Source organism: Streptomyces sp. RPA4-2, from assembly GCF_012273515.2.
GTDB lineage: Bacteria > Actinomycetota > Actinomycetes > Streptomycetales > Streptomycetaceae > Streptomyces > Streptomyces kaempferi.
In genome coordinates, this window is record NZ_CP050975.2 from 8295608 (window position 1) to 8314541 (window position 18934).

The window sequence follows — 18934 nt, forward strand, 5'->3', positions numbered from 1 at the left end:
CTGTGCGGCCGACTCGGAGCCGTCCGCGGCGTGGCGTCACTCGTAGATCCGGAACGGGCGTGAATCGTCCGTGCCCGACTGCCCCTTCACGCCGGCCGGGCACGGACCCTTCAGCGCAGCGTGTCCGCCCAGTTCGCGGGCACGCGTCCCGCGGGGCCCGGCGTGGGCTGGTCCAGGGGGTGGCATTCGGGGGCGACGAGATCGGGGCCCGTCTCGTACATCTCGTTCGTCTCGAAGTTCCAGAACCACGTCTCGCCGGGCTCGTAGCTGCGGATGATGGGATGTCCGGTGCTCTGCGCGTGGGCGGTGGCGTGCTTGGAGGGTGAGTCGTCGCAGCAGCCGATGTGACCGCACTGGGCGCACCGCCGCAGATGGAACCACCAGCCGTCGACGGCGTCGCAGTCACCGCACCCCGCACCGCTCGGCGGGACGGACGGGTCGATTCCGGCGGGCAGGGTCATGACGCCTCCTCGGGCGTTTCGGTGTCGGCCGCGGTCAGCGGCAGACGGACCTGGAAACGTGTGTCACCGGGGACGGACTGCACCGACAGGCTCCCGTGATGCTTGTTGGCGACGATCCGCCAGGAGATGTCCAGTCCGAGCCCCGTGCCCTCACCCACCGGTTTGGTGGTGAAGAACGGGTCGAAGATGCGGTCGCGGATCTCGGCCGGCACGCCGGGCCCGGTGTCCCGGAACTCGACGAGCAACTGGTCGTGATCGTGGGCGGTGCGCACCGTCAGCGTGCCCTCGCCCTCCATCGCCGAGGCGGCGTTGTCGATGAGGTTCGTCCACACCTGGTTCAACTCGCCCGGATAGGCGGGGATCCTCGGCGCCGTGCGGTCGTACTCCTTGGTCACCTTGATGCCGGAACCCAGCTTTCCGGCGAGCATCAGCAGGGTGCTGTCCAGGAGTTCGTGCACATCGACGACCTGGTACGGCGCGCGGTCGATCTGCGAGTACTGCTTGGCCGCGTCCACCAGGTGCGAGATACGGGTCGTGGACTCCTCGATCTCGGTCATGAGGAGCTCGGTCTCCACGGTGTAGTTCAGCCACCGTACGGCGCCTTCGAGGGTCTCCTCGTCCACGGCCGCCGCGACCTGGTCCAGCCAGTCCGTGTCGAGCCCCGCCTGCACGAACGTCGGCGCGAGCTGCCAGCCCCCGGCGATGTCGTGGTCCTCCAGCCAGTCACCGAGCGAGTCCTCCCGGTCGGAGGCCTCGAGCGGGCTCAACGGCGTTGCCTTGGCCACCCGTTCGGCGGTGCGCTCCTGGATCTCGATGAGCGTCTCCAGGGTGTCGCGGGCGTACGGGCCCGCGGCGATGGCGCCGAGCTTGTGCCGCATGTGGGCCACTCGGTCCCGCAGGGTGGAAGTGGCCCGTACCGCCGCCGCGGCCGGGTTGTTGAGCTCGTGCGTCAGCCCGGCCGACAGTGAGCCGAGTGCGAGCAGCCGCTCGCGCTGGCCGATGGTCCGCTGGGTGTTCTGGCTGCCGAAGAAGAGCCCTTCGAGCAGATGGACGGCCATCGGGAACCAGTCCCGCAGGACCGCGGCGAAGGTCGCGGCGGGCAGGACGAAGAAGCGGGAGGGCTCGGTGACCCTCATCGACCCCTTGTAGAACGTCTGGTCCGGTCCGTTCAGATAGGCCTGCATGGCCCCCGCGTACACCCCGCGCTGGGAGCTGCGGCTGATCTCCACGTCGTCGGCGCCGACCCGGCGCGACATCACGACGGTCCCTTCCAACAGCACGTAGAAACAGGTGGCCTCGTCACCCTCGGTGTAGACCGGACCGGCGTCGAACTGCTCCACCCGGCCTTCGCGGCACAGTCGCTCCAACTGGTCCTGGTCCAGCTTCTCGAACAGGAACAGCGTGCCGAGCTCGCTCTTGTCGCACGGCAACGGCCGCGGGCTCACGACTGCTCCAGATAACGGTGGACGAGCATGACGGCCATGGCTCCCTCTCCGACCGCCGAAGCGACCCGCTTCGCGGACTCGGCACGCGCGTCCCCGGCCACGAACACGCCGGGCACATTGGTCTCCAGGTGGTACGGCGGCCGGTCCAGCTCCCAGCCCTTGGGCGGCTGCCCGTCGACGGTCATGTCGGGCCCCGTCATGATGAATCCGCGTGTGTCCCTCAGCACCGTACCCTCCAGCCAGCCGGTGAGGGGGGCCGCGCCGATGAACACGAACATCCACTGGGCGTCGACGAGTTCGGTGTGCCCGCTCGTCACGTCCCGCAGGGTGAGCTGCTCCAGATGGTCCGTGCCGTGCGCGGCCTCGACGACCGTGCCGGTACGCACCGAGATGTTGGGGGCCTCCTCGATCTGCTGGACCAGGTAGTGCGACATCGACGCGGTCAGCGATGGGCCCCGGACGAGCAGGGTGACCGACTTGGCGCCACGCGACAGGTACATGGCGGCCTGTCCGGCCGAGTTCGCCCCGCCCACGATGTACACGTCGTGGCCCTGGCAGGAAGCCGCCTCGGTCAGCGCCGAGCCGTAGAAGATACCGCAGCCCGTCAGTTCGGCCAGGCCGGGCGCCTCCAGCTGCCGGTACGAGACGCCGGTCGCCAGGATCACCGCGTGCGCGGCGATCGCGGAGCCGTCGGAGAACCGGATGACACGCGAGGCACCGGTGACCTCGAGGCCCGTCACCTCCCGGGCGGTGAGGATCTCGGCGCCGAACTTCGCCGCCTGCCGGCGGGCCCGCCCGGTGAGCTGGGAGCCGGACACCCCGTCGGGGAAGCCGAGATAGTTCTCGATGCGCGAGCTCTGCCCGGCCTGGCCGCCGGTCGCCGACCGTTCCACGAGGACGGTCCGCAGGCCCTCGGACGCGCCGTACACGGCGGCCCCCAGACCCGCCGGACCACCGCCGATGACTACCAGGTCGTAGAACTCCTCCGTCGGGGTCGTGGCCAGCCCGACCTGCGCCGCGAGGTCCGGGTCCTCCGGCTCGACGAGAGGCGTGCCGTCCGGCGTGATCACCAGCGGAAGCCGCTCCCCGTCCTGACCGGCCGCGGACAGCAGCCGCTGCCCCTCCGGCGTGTCCGACGAGTACCAGCGGTACGGCACCTGGTTGCGGGCCAGGAACTCCCGTACGTCCGAGGAGCGCGCCGACCAGCGGTGCCCGACCACCTTGCAGGTCGGCACGGGCCGGAAGTCGCTGGCCCGCCAGGCGTCCAGCAGATCGTCCAGCACCGGATAGAGCTTCTCCTCCGGCGGGTCCCACGGCTTGAGGAGATAGTGGTCAAGATCGATCACGTTGATCGCGTCGATCGCCGCGTTCGTGTCCGCGTAGGCGGTCAGTAGCACCCGGCGCGCACCGGGATACACGTCGAGCGCCTGCTCCAGGAACTCGATGCCGTTCATCTGCGGCATCCGGTAGTCGGCCAGGATCACCGCCACCTGGTCGCCGCGCAGCTTCAGCTCCCGCAGCGCCTCCAGGGCGGTGTCCCCGGACTCCGCCCGCACGATCCGGTGCGACTCGCCGTAGCGGCGCCTGAGGTCGCGCGCCACGGCACGCGACACCCCGGGATCGTCATCCACGGTCAGAATGACGGTCCGCGCTGTACCGGCGGCCTGTGCCATACGTCTCCCACCCCGAGCAGGTCGATGCCGTCCCGGCCGCGCGCACGCCGTACGACGCGCAACGACCGGTCCTCGCTCAATCGTATGTATGAACGGTCGCGTTCGCTCTGCAACCGCCTCACGCGGGCTCGGCGGGGCCCTCCGGCTGGGGCAGCAGGGACTCCCGGACCTTGGGGAGGATGGTGGTGACGTAGTCCTCGACGGCCGTGTCCAGTCCGATGTCGTGCTGGGCGTGCTCGGACAGGTACCAACGGTGTTCGAGCAGCTCGTGATAGATCTCCGCGGGGTCCATGGAGCCGCGCAGTTCCGGCGGTACGGCGCGGACGGTGGGCCGGAAGACGTCGCGCACCCAGCGGTGGGCGAGTACCTCGGGGCGCGCGGCCCGCGGGTACTCACCGCCCGGACGCGGCGACGGGCTCGCGGAAACGTCGCCCGGGGCGTAGTCGTCCTGGGTGGCCATCCAGCTCTCCAGGTCGTTCAGCAGCCGGCGTGCCTGGTTCTCCTCCGCGTCGAGACCGGTCAGCCGCAGCAACTGGCGCTGGTGGTGGCCCGCGTCGACGACCTTGGGGACGAAGGTGACCGTGTCCCCGTTCGATGAGTGCGCGATCTGCATCTCGGCGACGTCGAAGCCGAGGTCGTTGAGGCGCCGGATGCGGCGGTCGATGTAGTGGTGCTTGCCCGCCGGGTACACGGAGGTCCGGGTCAGCTCCTCCCACAGGCTCCGGTAACGCGCGCAGATCTCCCTGCCGAAATCGATCGGGTCGACGGAGGGGTGCAGCGCCCCGGCCGCCTCCAGGTCCAGCAGCTCGCCGCTGATGTTGACGCGGGCGAGATCGAGGTCGTACTCCCGCTGCCCGTCGCTCAGCCGGGGGTGCAGCTCGCCGGTCTCGGCGTCCACCAGATACGCCGCGTACGCTCCGGCGTCGCGGCGGAAGAGCGTGTTGGACAGCGAGCAGTCGCCCCAGGCGAACCCGGCCAGATGCAGCCGCACCAGAAGCACCGCCAGCGCGTCCATCAGCCGGTGCATGGTCGCGGGCCGCATGGTCGTCTCGAACATCGACCGGTAGGGCATCGAGCCGCCCAGGTGCCGGGTGATGAGGACGGACTCCAGCGGCCCGCCGTCGACGTCGGTGCGCCCGGTGACCACGGCGAGCGGGTCCACCGCCGGGATGGCGAGCCGGTCCAGGCCGCGCAGCATCTCGTACTCGCGCAGGGCGGGCCGCTCCGCGAGCTCCTTGACCGCCACCACCTCGTTTCCGGCGCGCGCGTAGCGCACCACGTGCCGTGAGATGCCACGCGGCAGCGGGACCAGGTGGTGCTCGGGCCATTCCTCCAGAGGCAGGTGCCAGGGCAGTTCGAGCAGGAGCGCGGGGTGCTCCGGGTTGGTGGCGCTGATCTGCAAAGCCATCGGCGGGCTGCCCTCACCTCGGAGTCGAACGTGTACCTGCTTCCAGCATCTACGACTGATCGCCGAGGCGGAAGACGCGCCGGGCGTTGCCCGAGAGGAACAGCTCGGTGGTCTCCTCGTCGAGGTCCAGTTCGGCGAGGTGCTCCAGCGCCCGACTCGGCGTGATCATGGGGTAGTTGCTGCCGAAGAGGACCTTGCGCCGTCCCCGGCCGCGCAGATAGGCGACCAGTTCGGGCGGGTAGCGGCGGGCGGTGTAGGCGCTGGTGTCGATGTACACGCCCGCGTGCTTGTCGGCGACCGCGATCATCTCGGTGGTCCAGGGGTAGCCGATGTGCCCGCAGACGATGGTGAGTTCGGGGAAGTCCAGCGCGACCTGGTCGATGTAGGGGATGGGCCGGCCGGTCTCCGAGGGGCGCAGCGGCCCGGTGTGCCCGACCTGGGTGCAGAACGGGACGCCGAGATCGACGCAGGCCGCGTACAGCGGATAGTAGAGCCGGTCGGTGGGGGGCAGCTGCCACAGCCACGGCACGATCCGCAGGGCCACGAAGCCCAGCTCCTCGACGGCCCGGCGCAGTTCACGTACGGCCGTGATCGGCTTCGCCAGATCCACCCCCGCGACCCCGCGCAGCCGTCCGTGGGACCTGGCGACGAAGTCGGCGACCTCGTCGTTGCTCACGAGCGGGCCCTGCGGCCCGTACCAGGCCGCGGACAGCCCGATCTCGACATCGGCCGCGGCCAGCGCCGCCACGGTGACCTCGACCGGAAGGGGCTCTTCCAGGAGCTCCATGCCCGTCCAGCGGCGGAGCGACGCGAACATCTCGTGGTTGGCGTGGCGGACCGTGGGGTGCTGCATCCACGCGTCGACGACCGGCATGATCCCGTCTCCTCCCGGAGCCCAAGGCTAAGCGATTGCTCACCCCGACCCGACCCTAGGGGGTGGCCCGCCGTACGACTACCTCGATACGGCGTCGACCAGGGCCCCGAGCGCGGCGGCGAGACGCCCGAGCCCCGGGCCGGCCGGGCCGCCGGGCTCGCTCATGTACGTGTCCCGCCGGATCTCCACCATGAGGGAGGTGACCCGTGGATCCTTGCCGTGGAAGCGCAGCGGCACGTAGGCGCCGGAGAACGGGCTGTCGATCCCCACGGTCCCGACGCCCTCGAACGCCTTCCTCGCCCGCTCCACCAGCCCGGCGGGTGTGTGGAAGGCGTCGGTGCCCAGGCAGACCGGTGGACGCGGTCCCCCGCCGTGCAGTTCGTACGGCAGCCGGGCCGTCGGATACGAGTGGACGTCGATCACCACGGCCCGCCCGGTGACGGCCAGCCGGTCGGCCACGGCGGCGGTCATCGCCTCCGCGTACGGGCGGAAGCAGCGCTCGATCAGCTCCGCCGGGTCGGCGTCGGCCGGGCGCAGCGGGGCGCCGTGCGTGGTGCGGGTGTAGACCGCGCCCATTCCGACGGCCCGCATCTCCTCCCGCTCGTCGGGAAAGCGCTCGGGATCGACCACGAGACGGGACAGACGGTTGACGAACCGCCACGGAGTGACACCGGCCGCCCGCGACGCCTGCCCGGCGAGCTCCGCGGTGTGCGCGTCCGTGATGTGGTCCAACTCGCGTTCCAGCGCCGCATCGTCGAGCGTGATGCCCGCGCGCACCGGCACCGGTATGCGCCGCGACGAGTGCGGGACGTGCAGGACGACGGGGGAGGTGATGGCGCCGGGCAGCAGCTCGAAGGAGGCGGGATCCGCGGAAGCGGCGTCGGCGGCGGCGGGGTCCGCGGAAATGGCGGTAGCGGCGGCGGGGTTCGTGGAAGCGGGGTGCGCGGGGGCCGGGTTCTCGTTCACCCCTGATTCCTACCGCAGCCCGGGGGAATCCCGTCTCAGCGCAGGCCGCCGCCTCCATGGCGCGCGTAGTGCTCGATCAGGGCCGCCCGCGTCGTTTCGAGCCGGTGGGCGAGGATCGCCGCGATCGTCCGGGTCAGCGACAGCTCCAGCGCCGGATCCTTCGCGCAGAGTCCGAGCACCTCCCCGGCGTCGAACTCGTAGGCGCGTACCGGACTGAACGCCTCGGCACCGAAGTCCCAGTGGTGGGGTGGGAAGAGCCAGGACCAGCCGAGCAGATCGCCCGGTCCCAGCGTGGCCACGGAGATGCGCCGCTCCCCGACAACCTGCTGGTACAGGGAGACGGTTCCCGAGCGGATCACCCAGAAACGGTCCGCGGTTCCCCCCGCCTCGAAGATCTTTCCGTCCGCGGGGAAGGAGACCTCCTGGGCCACGGTCATCAGCCGTTCGCGGTGTTCGGCGGAGAGGGCGGGCAGCAGCCGCAGAGCAGTGGGCATCGCGGACCTCCATCGCACCGCCGCAGGACCACGCGGGCTCGGCGGCGCTGTCGTGCCGGTGGTGTGCCGTCACTCTCCATTGGAGCCGGATCCGCCGGATTCGTCTCGTCGGGGGACCCCGGTGACCCACAGGTGGTGCCGTGCGAGCGGACCACGGGCCGCCCAGGGGGCCGTCCGCCCGCTCGTCGCGAGCTCAGGGCAGGGGCTGCTCGGCCCAGATCACCTTGCCGGCGGGCGTATAGCGCGTACCCCAGCGTTCGGCGACCTGGGCCACCAGGAACAGGCCGCGCCCGCCCTCGTCCGTGCCGGCCGCGTAGCGCAGCCGGGGCGAGGTGCTGCTGCCGTCGAAGACCTCGCAGATCAGGCTGTGGTCGCGCAGCATGCGGACCTGGATGGGGCCGCTGCCGTAGCGGAGCGCGTTGGTGACCAGCTCGCTCAGGATCAGCTCGGTGCTGAACGCCAATTCGTCGAGATCCCACTCCGCGAGCTGCCGGGTGACGGCCGCGCGGATCTCGCCGACGGCCACCGGATCGGACGGGACCTCCCATTCGGCGATGTGGTCGGCGTCGAGCACCCGCGTGTCGGCGACGATCAGGGCGATGTCGTCGCTGGGCCGGGCGGGCAGCAGGGCGTCGAGCACGGCCCGGCAGGTGTCCTCCGGCGAGCGGCGGCCGGTCGCGGTGAGGGTGGTGCGCAGCAGCTCCAGGCCGGCGTCGATGTCCCGGTCCCGGTCCTCGACGAGCCCGTCCGTGTACAGCACCAGGCGGCTGCCCTCCTCCAGCTTGAGCTCGGCCGTGTCGAACGGCAGGCCGCCCAGCCCCAGCGGGGGACCGGCCGGCACATCGGGGAACTCGACACTGCCGTCGGGCCGGACCAGCGCAGGCGGCGGGTGCCCGGCCCGGGCGACGGTACAGAGCCGGGAGGCCGGGTCGTAGATGGCGTACAGGCAGGTGGCACCCGTGATCGCGGCGCTGCTCTCCTCCGTCGCCTCGTCCAGGTCGATGCGGGCGACCAGCTCGTCGAGCAGACCGAGGATCTCGTCGGGCGGCAGGTCCAGGGAGGAGAAGTTGTGGACGGCGGTACGCAGCCGGCCCATCGTGGCCGCGGCGTGCAGCCCGTGGCCCACGACGTCACCCACGACCACGGCGACACGGGCGCCGGACAGCGGCAGGACGTCGAACCAGTCGCCGCCCACCCCGGCCTGCGCCGGGAGATAGCGGTAGGCGATGTCCAGGGCGCTCTGCGCGGGCAGACTGCGCGGCAGCAGACTGCGCTGGAGTGTCACGGCCATGTTGTGCTCGCGGGTGTAGCGGCGCGCGTTGTCGATGGAGACGGCGGCACGTGCGACCAGTTCCTCGGCGAGGGCGAGCTCCTCCTCGTCGAACGGCTCCGGCTTCTCGGAACGCCAGAAGTTGACCACGCCCATCGCCAGCGGGCCCACCCGCAGCGGAACGGTGATCAGCGAGTGGATGCCGTACTCCACGACCTTGGTGGTGCGCCGGAGGTCCTGGGCGAGCCAGCCGGGGGCCTCGTCCAGCTCGGGCTCGACGACGGCCTCACCGGTGCGGAGGCTGTGGGCCTGGGGTGAGGTGGCGACGAACCGGATGTGCTCGCCCACCGGGTACAGGGGAGCGTTGTCGCGGATGCCGCTGAACGCCGTACGGCGCACGTCGGTGCCCGACTCCGGATCCTCACCGTGCAGCACCGAGTCGGCCAGGTCCACCGTGACGAAGTCCGCGAACCGTGGGACGGCCACCTCGGCCAGTGCCTCGGCGGTGCGGGTCACGTCCAGGCTCGTACCGATGCCGACCCCGATGTCGTACAGCAGCTTCAGCCGCTCCCGTGCCACCTCGGCCCGGCCGGACAGCGCGCGCAGCTCGGTCGAGTCGCGCAGTGTCGCGACGCTGCCGGGCGGGCCGCCCTGGAGGTCCGTGGGCCGCTGGTTGATGGCCAGCAGCCGGTCCCCGACGAGGTGCACCTCGTCCGTGACGACGCGTCCCGACGACAGCAGGGCGGCGGTGTCCGGGTCGAGGCCGAGGTCGAGGACATGCCGTCCCTCGGCGTCGTGGGGCAGATCCAGGAGGCGCTGCGCCTCGTCGTTGGCGAGCAGCAGCCGGCCCTCTCCGCCGGCGATGATCACTCCCTCCCGGACGGCGTGCAGCACCGCGTCGTGGTGCTCGTACATCCGGGTCATCTCGTACGGGCCGAGGCCACGGGTCTGACGCAGCAGCCGTCTGCTCACGAGGGCCGTCCCCGCGGTGGCCAGGGCCAGCGCCGCGGCCGCGGCGGCCAGGACGATGGGCAGCTGCCGGTTGGCGACACCGCCCATGTTCGCCGTCGTGATGCCGGCCGACACCAGCCCCACGACCTTGCCGTCGGGTTCCTTGACGGGAACCACGGCCTGCACCAGCTGTCCGATGGTGCCGTTGATCTCCTCGACGCTGGTGCGGCCCTGCTGGGCGGGGGAGATGTTCCCGACGAAGTTCTTGCCGATCCGGTCCGGCTTGGGGTGCGTGTAGCGGATCCCGTCGGTGTTCATCACGACGATGAAGTCCACACCGGACGCCCTGCGGGCGGCCTCGGCCCGCGTCTGCAGTGCCGCGGTGGGGTCGGCGCTGCTCAGTGCCTCGCGGGTGCCGGGCGAGTTGGCGAAGGTCTCGGCGACGGCCAGTGAGCGGTTGCGGGCCTCCTGCGTGCTGTCGTGCCGTACCTGCAGCACCAGCGCCACCACCGCGGAGACGACCAGCAGCAGCACGATCACGACTTGCAGGAGGAACACCTGGCCCGCGACGCTGCGTCCGCTCAGCGCCGACCTCAGGATCGCCGCGCGCCCGGTCCGCTCGCGCGGCCCTTTGGGGCGAGGGGTCGACCGAGTCCGGGATCGACCCAATAGTCGGACCATGTGCCTATGTCTACACTGCCGGGCGCCCCGAGGCGAGAGACGTCGCAGGTGTGAGGGTGCCCCGATAGGGGCCGCACGGCCGCGACCTCCGGCGCGTGGTGCTGGCGGGACCATCTGGCCGCATCATGGAGGGAAGTCATTTGCCCGCATTTGTATCTCGGGCGCGGGAGGTCACGATGCAAACCCCGGACCGCTACCGGTTGAGCTTCACCCACCAGGAATCAGGTGTCGGCGTCATCACGGACGAGGTGGTCGTCGAACGCACCGCCACCCTAGGGCCGGGCGGAAACCCGGTGTACTCCGATCCCACCGGCATACTCCGCGCCGAGATCAGCTCGGCGGGAGAGGTGCGGATGCTGGCCAGCGGCGGCTACCAGTCGCCCGTGTCACCCACCGCCGAACCGCTTCCCTGAGCGACGCTCCCGGGCTGCCCCGCCCTGCCCACGGGGGCGGGGCGCGGGGCCGTGCCGGGCTTGGGCGTTCGGGGCGCGGCGCGCGAGCGCGCGGCGCCCCGAACTGCGTGAGCACGCCGCGTATCGGACCGGGGCCGGGGCGGTGCGTGAGCACGCCGCGCACCGGCTGTCAGCGAGCGTGTGCGCACCGGCTGTGCGTGAGCGCGCCGCGCACGGAGTGGACGGGGCGGACGGGGCTCAGGAACCGTCCCCCGTTCCCGGAAGCGTCGGCGCGTCGAACTCCGTGGCCCCACCGTGCCCGGCGCCCAGATGCCGGCCGGGTAGGCGCAAGTCGGGTGCAGCCCGGCTGGGTGCGGAGTGCTGGCGAGGGCGGGTTGCTACCAACGTGCCCACGATCCCCGCCGCCTCGATCGCGCCGCCCCTAATCGCGCCGCCCCGGGTCATGAACGCCGACGGCAGGCGCCCCGCGCCTATTGGGCGTCGTGGCAGCTCACGCTGAAGTGCGCCCCGTCGGGGTCGCTGAGGATCGCCTCCGTGGAGCCGGCCCCCTGCTGGTGGGCCGTGCCCCCGTGGGCGCGCGCGGCGCGGGCGCAGGCCTCCACGTCGTCGACCGTGAAGTGGACCCGCCAGTGGGGCCTGATCGTGGGGTCGGGTGCCGCCCCGACCGCGCCCGAGTGGATCCGGGCCACGACGTCGCCCTGACTGCGCAGCACGACCTCGTTGTCCTCGTAGTCGACCTGGCAGGAAGCGGGATCGGAGGAAGCCCACTGGAGGACCTCCGCGTAGAAGATGGCGGCGTCGAAGGCGTCACGGGTGTGCAGTCGTACGAAGACCGGGGCCGCCCGGCGCCACGCCTCCCAGCCGGCCACCAGCTGACCTTCCCAGATACCGAAGACCGCTCCGTCGCGGTCGGCCAGCAGCGCGGCCCGCCCCGGCGGGAAGGAGATGGGCCCCACCGCGGTCGTGCCGCCGCGTTCCTGGCTGCGTGACACGGTCTCGTCCGCCGAGGCCACCGCGAAGTAGGCGGTCCAGGTGGCCATCTTCGCGCCGATCCCGGACATCCCCGAGACACCGGCGACGGGCACCCCGTTGACGCGGGCGAACCGGTACTGATCACCCAGCGTGCCCGAATGCCACTCCCAGCCCAGTACGGCGTGGTAGAAATCCTCCGCGGCGCGCAGATCACGTGTGGTCAGACTGACCCAGCACGGCGCGCCGAACACCGTATGACTGGAGACGACCCCACGGTCGAGTGTCCTGTCGCTCATCATCGCCGCACCGTCCTGACATCACTGGCCGGCTGCGGTCGGGCACGAGTGCCCGTGGGGATGTCCGCGGCCTGCAGCTCGCCTCCGGTATCCGCACAGCCGACAGGGGCCCTCCGGTCCGGAAGGCCTCCGGCGGCGTCAGTGCACTCGCGGATCCGCTGTCCCATCAGTAACAGCATCCCCCGCCTCGGCGTCCCGCGCACTCCAACGAGGTCACAAGCGGGCACAAAGAGACGTAAACGGACTTATGCGCGAGGTCGCTCGAGGGTGAGGAGAAGCCCCTCGACGGCGCCCGGACCAATGCGGCCCTTGACGTCCGCGGACGTGATCGCCTTCAGCGCCCAGCCGTCCTCGGCGTGCTTGTTCAGCACCTTCTCCAGCTTGTCACTGTCCAGCGCGTCGCCGATGAGCGATTCACGGAAGGTGACGACCTTGTATTCGTATGTGTATGCGCTGCTCATGGTGGTGAGGTTCTCCTGCGGATCGACACATGTGGCCGGGTCCACCCAATCACCCTTCGTCGCCGCGGCACAGGGGAGAACGCACCTGTAGCGATACCTTTGTTGAAGCTTCATGAAGGGCCGGACCCGGGGACTCGGGAACGGTCCGTACGTGATGGGCTTTCAACTGTTGCATGATCCATCAGTAAATCTCAGCTTTTCTCATCTGTTATCTTGATCGCGTGAAGCTTTCCGAATGGGCGGCGCGCAACGGTGTGCACTACCAGACCGCGTGGACGTGGGCGAAAGAGGGCCGCATGCCGGTCCCGGTGCGCCAGACGCCGTCTGGTACGTGGTTGGTCGACGAGCCCGCCCCGGAGACGTCCGGCCGTGTCGTGGCGTACTGCCGGGTTTCGTCGGCGGACCAGAAGCCGGATCTTGACCGGCAGGTGGCCCGCGTGGTCCAGGGGGCTACCGGGCTCGGCCTGCCGGTTGCGGAGGTCGTGACCGAGGTCGGCTCGGGGCTGAACGGGCGTCGGCGCAAGTTGCACCGCCTGCTGTCCGACCCGCGGGCCGCGGTGATCGTGGTCGAGCACCGGGACCGGCTAGCCCGGTTCGGCGTCGAGCATCTCGAAGCCGTCCTGTCCGCCTCCGGGCGGCGCCTGGTTGTCCTCGACCCCACCGAGACCGCCGATGACCTGGTGCGCGACATCACCGAGGTGCTGACCTCGATGTGTGCCCTCCTGTACGGGCGGCGGGCGGCGAAGAACCGGGCCGCCCGCGCGGTGGCCGTGGCGACCGGCGAGGCTGCCGAGTGAAGAAATTCCAGCCACAGCCCGGGTTCCAGGTTCAGGCGTTCCGGTTCGCCCTGGACCCGAACACGACTCAGGAGCACGCGCTGCGCTCGCACTGCGGCGCGGCGCGTGCCGCGTACAACTGGGCTGTCGGTTGGGTGACCGCGTCGTGGTGGCAGCGCCGCGCGGAGGAGTCCTACGGCATCGCCGAGGCCGGGCTGACGCAGTGGCGGCCGTGGTCGCTGCCCGCACTGAGGAAGGCGTTCAACGAGACCAAGCACGCCGACCCCAGGTTCGCCGCCTGGTGGGAGGAGAACTCCAAAGAGGCGTACAACACCGGCCTCGCCAACGCTGCGGCGGCGTTCGACAACTACACCAAGTCCAAGCAGGGCAAGCGGCACGGCAAGCGGATGGGTACGCCCCGCTTCAAGTCGAAGCGGAAGGCCCGTCTTTCCTGCCGGTTCACGACCGGCGCGATCCGCGTGGACACGGGCGGCCGGCACGTGACGCTGCCGAGGCTGGGCACGATCCGTACCCACGAGCCCACGGTGAAGCTCCTCGCGCGCGTTGAGGCCGGGACGGCCCGGATCCTGTCCGCGACCGTGCGGCACGAGCGCGGACGCTGGTACGTCGCCTTCCAGGCCGAGGTCAAGCGCGACCTCGAACGTGTGGCGCGGCCGGACGTGGCGGTCGGCATCGACCTCGGCGTGAAGACCCTCGCGGTCATGGCCGACTCGACGGGTGAGATCCGCACCGTCGCGAACCCCGGACACTACGACCGGGCACGCAAGCAGCTGCGCCGCGCCTCTCGCATCGTCTCCCGCCGCCAGGGCCCCGACCGGCGCACCGGACAGAAGCCGTCGAAGCGGTGGGAGAAGGCCAACGCCGCCCGCAACCGCGTGCACCACCGGGTGGCGAACCTCCGCGCGGACGCCCTGCACAAGCTCACCACGAGCGTTGCGGCCGAGTACGGCACGGTCGTGATCGAGGACCTGAACGTCGCCGGGATGCTTCGCAACCGGCGCCTCGCGCGCAGGATCGCCGACGCCGGATTCGCAGAGATCCGACGCCAGCTCACCTACAAGACCCGCCAGCGCCACACCACCCACCTCGTGGCCGCGGACCGCTGGTACCCCTCCTCGAAGACCTGTTCCGGGTGCGGCGCGGTGAAAGCCAAGCTGCCGCTGCACGTCCGGACCTACGAATGCGACACCTGCGGCCTGGTCATCGACCGGGACGACAACGCCGCACTCAACCTCGCCGCTCTCGCGGCAGCCTGCCTGACTGGTACCGGAGTGGCTGGAGAGCAGGACACCACCGAGGTGGTGTCGAAGCCTCGTGGAGCCGACCAGAAGACCCGCGCCACCCGCACCCGCCGCAAGGCGAGCGCGGGGCGGGCAGGTGGCGCAACCCTGCCGCACCAGCGGCAGGAGGAAGCGAGAGACCGTACTCACGCCGAAGCCCTCACGCTTTGGTGACGAGACGGACCTCCCGGGCCGAAATGCCCGGAATGCTGAGAGCCGCTGAGGCTCTTAGCAACGGGACTCATGGACAGGGCACGGAGCGACGAACGCGTCGGCGGGGGCGCCGCGGGCACCGGGGACGACGGGGACGACGGGTTCGCGGAACTGCGGACGCGCGAGTTCGGCTACCTCGACGAGGGCGGCCATACCTACCTCGACCACACGGGCGCGGGTCTTCCGCCGAGGTCGCTGGTCACCGCGAGCGCGGAGCGCATCACCGGCGGGGTGTTCGGCAACCCGCACTCCGAGAGCCCGGCCTCCCGTGCCTCGGGGCTGCTGTTGGCGGAGGCCCGCGGGGCCGTCCTCGCACACTTCAACGCCGATCCCGCCGAGTACGCCGTGATCTTCACGCCCAACGCGACGGGCGCCCTGCGCCTGGTCGGCGAGGCCTATCCGTTCAGGCGCGGCAGCAGGCTCGTCATGTCGCTCGACAACCACAACTCGGTGAACGGACTGCGGGAGTACGCGCGGGCGGGCGGCGCCGCGACGGCATACGTACCGGTGAGCGGGCCCGGCCTGCGGATCGACGAGGAACGGCTGCGCCAAGCGCTCTCCGTACGGCGCCGACGGCCCGGTCCGGCGCGCGGGCGGGGCGCATCGGGCGCGCGCGGGCTGCTGGCCTACCCGGCGCAGAGCAACTTCACCGGGGTCCGGCATCCGCTCGAATGGATCGCCAAGGCCCAGGAGCACGGCTACGACGTCCTGCTCGACGCGGCCGCGTTCGTACCGGCCAGCCCCCTCGACCTGAGCCGGTTCCACCCGGACTTCACCGTGGTCAGCTGGTACAAGGTCTTCGGTCACCCCACCGGTATCGGCAGTCTGATAGCCCGCCGGGCGGCCCTCGCCAAGCTGCGCCGCCCCTGGTTCTCCGGCGGCACCATCTTCGCGGTCAGCGCCCAGGCCCAGTGGCACGTCCTCGCCGACGACGAAGCGGCCTTCGAGGACGGCACGGTGAACTTCCTGTCCATCCCGGACGTCACCGCGGGCCTCCGGTGGATCGAGCGCCTCGGCATGGACCGGGTGCACGCCCACGTCGCCGAGCTGACCGGCCGACTGCTCGACGGACTGCGGGCGTTACGCCACAGCGACGGCTCCCCGATGGTCAGGATCTACGGTCCCGAACAGGCCGGGGCGGCCCGTGGCGGCACCGTCGCGCTGAACCTGCTCGGAGCCGACGGCCGGATCGTCGACGAACGGATCGTCACCCGTGACAGCGCCGCCCGGGGCATCTCACTGCGCACCGGGTGCTTCTGCAACCCGGGCGCCGGCGAAGCGGCGTTCTCCCTCCCGCTGCGCCTGCTGCGCTCGGCGGCGCGCAGCCAGGTCGGCTCACTGGAGGACTACCTGGAACTGCTGCGCCTGCCCACGGCGGGGGCCGTACGCATCTCCCTGGGCGTCTCCTCGCAGCCCCGGGACATCGAGACGTTCCTGACGTTCGTGACCCGGACCTACCGTGACCGGATACCGGGAGCGGCGGGGCTGGCGGCGCGGGTGGGCTGTTGAGAAACCGGCCCTGGGACTGGTGGGCTCGCATGGTGAGGTATCGCGTATTCCCGGACGGATGCGGGTCGCCGTCACTCCGTGCCGACCGCGGATTGCGGGGACGAACTCGCGCCGAAGGCGACGGTGGCATCATCCGGGCCAATCAGCTCTCGTACTCGGCTGCATGGCTGTCACGGGGGCGCGACGAGATCACGGGCGCGGTGAACTCCATGATGTCGAACTTCGAGGAGACGTACGGCTACGAGCCGGGCGCGAACGAAGTCCGGGCCGCCGGCGAAGAGGATCTTCGGTCTGCCCGCGACTACGGCCGGGAGGTTCTGGGATTCGAGGATCTGCTGACGTTCTACGAGTCGATCAGGGAGGTCGTGTTGCCTGACGTGGGCAACGGCTGCTTCGTCCACCCGGCGCGCGATGTCCTGCGCAGGCTCGCGGAGGAGGGGCCGGTCTTCGTTCCGGAAGCTGATGACCCGCTGGGGATGGTGATCGCTTCGAATGGTGGGGGCGTCCTCTACGTCGCCGACTGGGGCGGTGCGATCCACCGGTCTCGGTCTGCCTCCCTGGAGGATGCGCAGTTCGACAAGGTTGCCGACGACCTGCCGCGGTTCCTTGATGACGTCCGTCGTTGCGTCGTCACTTTCGTGGAGACGGGTGTGACCGGAGACCTGTAGTGATCACCGACTGTGGCCGCCGGGGGCGTATCGCCTCCAGATGCTGCCGGCTTCGGTGACCAGCTGTGTGGCGGTCTTGTCTGGCACCGAGGGACTTCGCGATGACGGGGGCCGGGGCGCGGGGCCTGGAGGACGAGTTGGCGGATCGTGGACGTCCTGCCGGGTTGTGGAGGGACGCCGATCTCGCGTGCTCCTGGAGGCACACTCACACGTCGCGGCGCCTCACGACGAGCACGGCGAGTGCGAGCGTGATCAGCGGCCAGAGCGTGTACACGGTCCAGGAGCCGGGGACCGTGGCGGTGTAGCCCAGGGATCCGGGATCCGGCGCCCAGGATTGGACCAGGCGATTCCAGGCGGCCGACACCAGCGCGTGTTTGACGTCTGCCGACCAGCGGTTGCGTTCCGAGAACATGGTGGGGAGCAACAGCAGGATGAAGATGCTGGTGACCGTGGTCCCGGCGGCATGCCGGATCAGGACGCCGAGGCTCAGACCGACCAGGGCGCAGCCCGGAGCCAGCAACGCGGATGCCACCAGCGCCCGGAACACCCCGGGGTGGGTGATCGGAACGCCGGCATGGTGCCCGTCCAGGATGGCCTGGGAGACCAGGAAGGAACCGGTGGAGGTGGCCGTGCCGACCGCGGTCCACAGCGCGGCGGTGACGGCCGCCTTGGCCAGTACGACGGCGCCGCGGGCGGGGACGGCCACGGTGGTGGTGCGGATCAGCCCGCTGCTGTACTCGCTCACGACGGTGAGGGCGCCCATGCCGGCGGCGACGAGGATCAGCGTCCAGTAGCCCGCCGGCGGATAGGCGTCGTAGGGCAGGAAGTCAGGGGGGCCGGAGGGCGCGGCCTCGTCCGCCAGTGTGGCTACTGCTGTGGAGCCGACGACGAACAGGACGGTAAGGGCGATCGTCCACGGGGTGGAGCGCAGGGACCGCATCTTGATCCACTCGGAGGCGAGCAGGTCGCGGAAGCGGGCGGGCGGCCCGGCGGCGTCGGTGGCCAGGGAGAGGGAGACGAGTGCGGTCATCGGGGCTCTCCTGCCGGGTATTCGACGCTGTCGGCGGTGAGTTCCATGAAGGCCGCCTCCAGTGAGGCGGTGCGGGTGGTCAGTTCGTCCAGCCGGATGCGGTTGTCGAAGGCGAGCGCCCCGATCCGGCCCGCCGGAAGCCCGGTCACGGCGAGTTTCTCGGCGCCCGCCGAGCCCTCCGGCTCGACCGAGGCGCCCGCAGCCGTCAGCACCGCTGCCAGCTCGGCGGCCTGCGGCGTCCCCACCACAACGCTGCTACGGGTACTACGGGCCGCGAAGTCCCGCAGCGGCTCGGCGGCGATGAGGCAGCCCCGACCGATGACGACCAGCTGGTCGGCGGTGTTCTCCATCTCCGACATCAGGTGGCTGGAGAGGAAGACTGTGCGCCCCTCGGCGGCCAGGCGCCGGAAGAGCCGGCGTACCCAGAGCACGCCCTCCGGGTCCATGCCATTGATCGGCTCGTCGAACATGAGCACGGGCGGGTCGCCGAGCAGGGCGGTGGCGATACCGAGGCGCTGCTTCATGCCGAGGGAGTATTCGCCGATGCGGCGGTTCGCCACCTCGGCCAGCCCCACCTCCTGAAGCACCTCGTCCACCCGGCGCCGCGGGATGCCGTTGCTGCGGGCCAGAGCGGACAGGTGGGCGGCGGCGCTGCGTCCGCCGTGGATCTGTACGGCGTCGAGGAGGGCGCCGACGTGCCGCAGTCCGCGCGGGTGGCGGTGGAAGGGGACACCGCTGACGGTGGCGGTGCCGGTGGTGGGCGCGTCCAGGCCGAGGATCATCCGCAGGGTGGTGGACTTGCCGGCGCCGTTGGGGCCGAGGAATCCGGTGACCTGGCCCGGACGCACGGTGAAGGACAGATGGTCGACGGCCGTCCTGCCGCCGTAGCGCTTGGTGAGTTCACTGACTTCGATCACGGAACCCACACTGCCGAGAGGACCCGTGTCCGGACATGGGGCCGTGGGCGGCAATCGTGCGGCTGGGTTGGCCCGCGGGCGTACGTCCCCGGGCTGATGCCGTGCCGGCGGTGGCCGGTTAGTCTCGCGGCGTGAACCCCATGACGGCCACTTTG

17 protein-coding genes are annotated in these 18934 nt (G+C 70.9%); 5 read left to right on the forward strand and 12 right to left on the reverse strand.

Annotated features, from left to right (window positions below):
• Positions 1-110: 110 nt before the first annotated feature.
• From HEP85_RS36205 to HEP85_RS36240, 8 genes are all read right to left on the reverse strand, one after another.
• Complete coding sequence (locus HEP85_RS36205; protein WP_168531698.1) at positions 111-461, reverse strand: UBP-type zinc finger domain-containing protein; 351 nt, start codon at positions 459-461, stop codon at positions 111-113.
• Positions 458-1906, reverse strand: a complete 1449-nt coding sequence (locus tag HEP85_RS36210; RefSeq protein ID WP_168531699.1) for an ATP-binding protein — start codon at positions 1904-1906, stop codon at positions 458-460. The genes HEP85_RS36205 and HEP85_RS36210 overlap by 4 nt, the downstream gene beginning before the upstream one ends.
• A complete protein-coding gene (locus HEP85_RS36215) occupies positions 1903-3579 on the reverse strand; it encodes an FAD-dependent oxidoreductase (RefSeq protein WP_168531700.1) in 1677 nt (558 codons plus the stop codon). Before HEP85_RS36215 ends, HEP85_RS36210 begins: the two co-directional genes overlap by 4 nt.
• A 118-nt stretch (positions 3580-3697) precedes the next feature.
• Positions 3698-4987 carry a DUF4032 domain-containing protein gene (locus tag HEP85_RS36220; RefSeq protein WP_168531701.1) on the reverse strand — a complete coding sequence of 430 codons (1290 nt, stop codon included), beginning with the start codon at positions 4985-4987 and terminating at the stop codon, positions 3698-3700.
• Positions 4988-5036: 49 nt separating this feature from the next.
• Positions 5037-5861, reverse strand: a complete 825-nt coding sequence (locus HEP85_RS36225; protein WP_168531702.1) for an amidohydrolase family protein — start codon at positions 5859-5861, stop codon at positions 5037-5039.
• A 78-nt stretch (positions 5862-5939) separates the two neighbouring features.
• On the reverse strand, positions 5940-6767 hold the full coding sequence (locus HEP85_RS36230; protein WP_168534417.1) for an N-formylglutamate amidohydrolase: 828 nt from the start codon (positions 6765-6767) through the stop codon (positions 5940-5942).
• Between the two features lie 95 nt (positions 6768-6862).
• Positions 6863-7321: a Crp/Fnr family transcriptional regulator gene (locus tag HEP85_RS36235; RefSeq protein WP_168531703.1), complete on the reverse strand. Its 459-nt coding sequence runs from the start codon at positions 7319-7321 to the stop codon at positions 6863-6865.
• A 193-nt stretch (positions 7322-7514) separates the two neighbouring features.
• On the reverse strand, positions 7515-10223 hold the full coding sequence (locus tag HEP85_RS36240; RefSeq protein ID WP_168531704.1) for a SpoIIE family protein phosphatase: 2709 nt from the start codon (positions 10221-10223) through the stop codon (positions 7515-7517).
• Between the two features lie 176 nt (positions 10224-10399).
• Here HEP85_RS36240 and HEP85_RS36245 point away from each other — a divergent pair, with 176 nt between their 5' ends.
• Entirely contained in the window at positions 10400-10636 is a 237-nt protein-coding gene (locus tag HEP85_RS36245) for a DUF6296 family protein (protein WP_168531705.1), read from the forward strand.
• Between the two features lie 470 nt (positions 10637-11106).
• Here HEP85_RS36245 and HEP85_RS36250 read toward each other — a convergent pair whose 3' ends face one another.
• Both HEP85_RS36250 and HEP85_RS36255 read right to left on the reverse strand, forming a co-directional pair.
• On the reverse strand, positions 11107-11907 hold the full coding sequence (locus HEP85_RS36250) for a VOC family protein (protein WP_168531706.1): 801 nt from the start codon (positions 11905-11907) through the stop codon (positions 11107-11109).
• A 242-nt stretch (positions 11908-12149) separates the two neighbouring features.
• Positions 12150-12365, reverse strand: a complete 216-nt coding sequence (locus tag HEP85_RS36255; RefSeq protein ID WP_168531707.1) for a DUF4177 domain-containing protein — start codon at positions 12363-12365, stop codon at positions 12150-12152.
• 221 nt (positions 12366-12586) lie between these two features.
• Between HEP85_RS36255 and HEP85_RS36260 the strand changes: the two genes are divergently transcribed.
• The 4 genes from HEP85_RS36260 (at position 12587) to HEP85_RS36275 (ending at position 16832) form a co-directional block, all read left to right on the forward strand.
• Positions 12587-13162 (forward strand): IS607 family transposase, encoded by a 576-nt coding sequence (locus HEP85_RS36260; RefSeq protein WP_168531708.1) that lies wholly within the window; start codon positions 12587-12589, stop codon positions 13160-13162.
• Positions 13159-14616, forward strand: a complete 1458-nt coding sequence (tnpB, locus tag HEP85_RS36265) for an IS607 family element RNA-guided endonuclease TnpB (protein ID WP_168531709.1) — start codon at positions 13159-13161, stop codon at positions 14614-14616. Before HEP85_RS36260 ends, tnpB begins: the two co-directional genes overlap by 4 nt.
• Positions 14617-14685: 69 nt before the next feature.
• Positions 14686-16164: an aminotransferase class V-fold PLP-dependent enzyme gene (locus tag HEP85_RS36270; RefSeq protein WP_168531710.1), complete on the forward strand. Its 1479-nt coding sequence runs from the start codon at positions 14686-14688 to the stop codon at positions 16162-16164.
• A gap of 209 nt (positions 16165-16373) precedes the next feature.
• A complete protein-coding gene (locus tag HEP85_RS36275) occupies positions 16374-16832 on the forward strand; it encodes a hypothetical protein (RefSeq protein WP_248002550.1) in 459 nt (152 codons plus the stop codon).
• Positions 16833-17037: 205 nt separating this feature from the next.
• Here the strand turns inward: HEP85_RS36275 and HEP85_RS36280 are convergent, their stop codons facing one another.
• On the reverse strand, positions 17038-17862 hold the full coding sequence (locus HEP85_RS36280) for an ABC transporter permease (RefSeq protein ID WP_168531711.1): 825 nt from the start codon (positions 17860-17862) through the stop codon (positions 17038-17040).
• Positions 17859-18779: an ABC transporter ATP-binding protein gene (locus HEP85_RS36285; RefSeq protein WP_211118123.1), complete on the reverse strand. Its 921-nt coding sequence runs from the start codon at positions 18777-18779 to the stop codon at positions 17859-17861. The genes HEP85_RS36280 and HEP85_RS36285 overlap by 4 nt, the downstream gene beginning before the upstream one ends.
• Positions 18780-18934 lie beyond the last annotated feature (155 nt).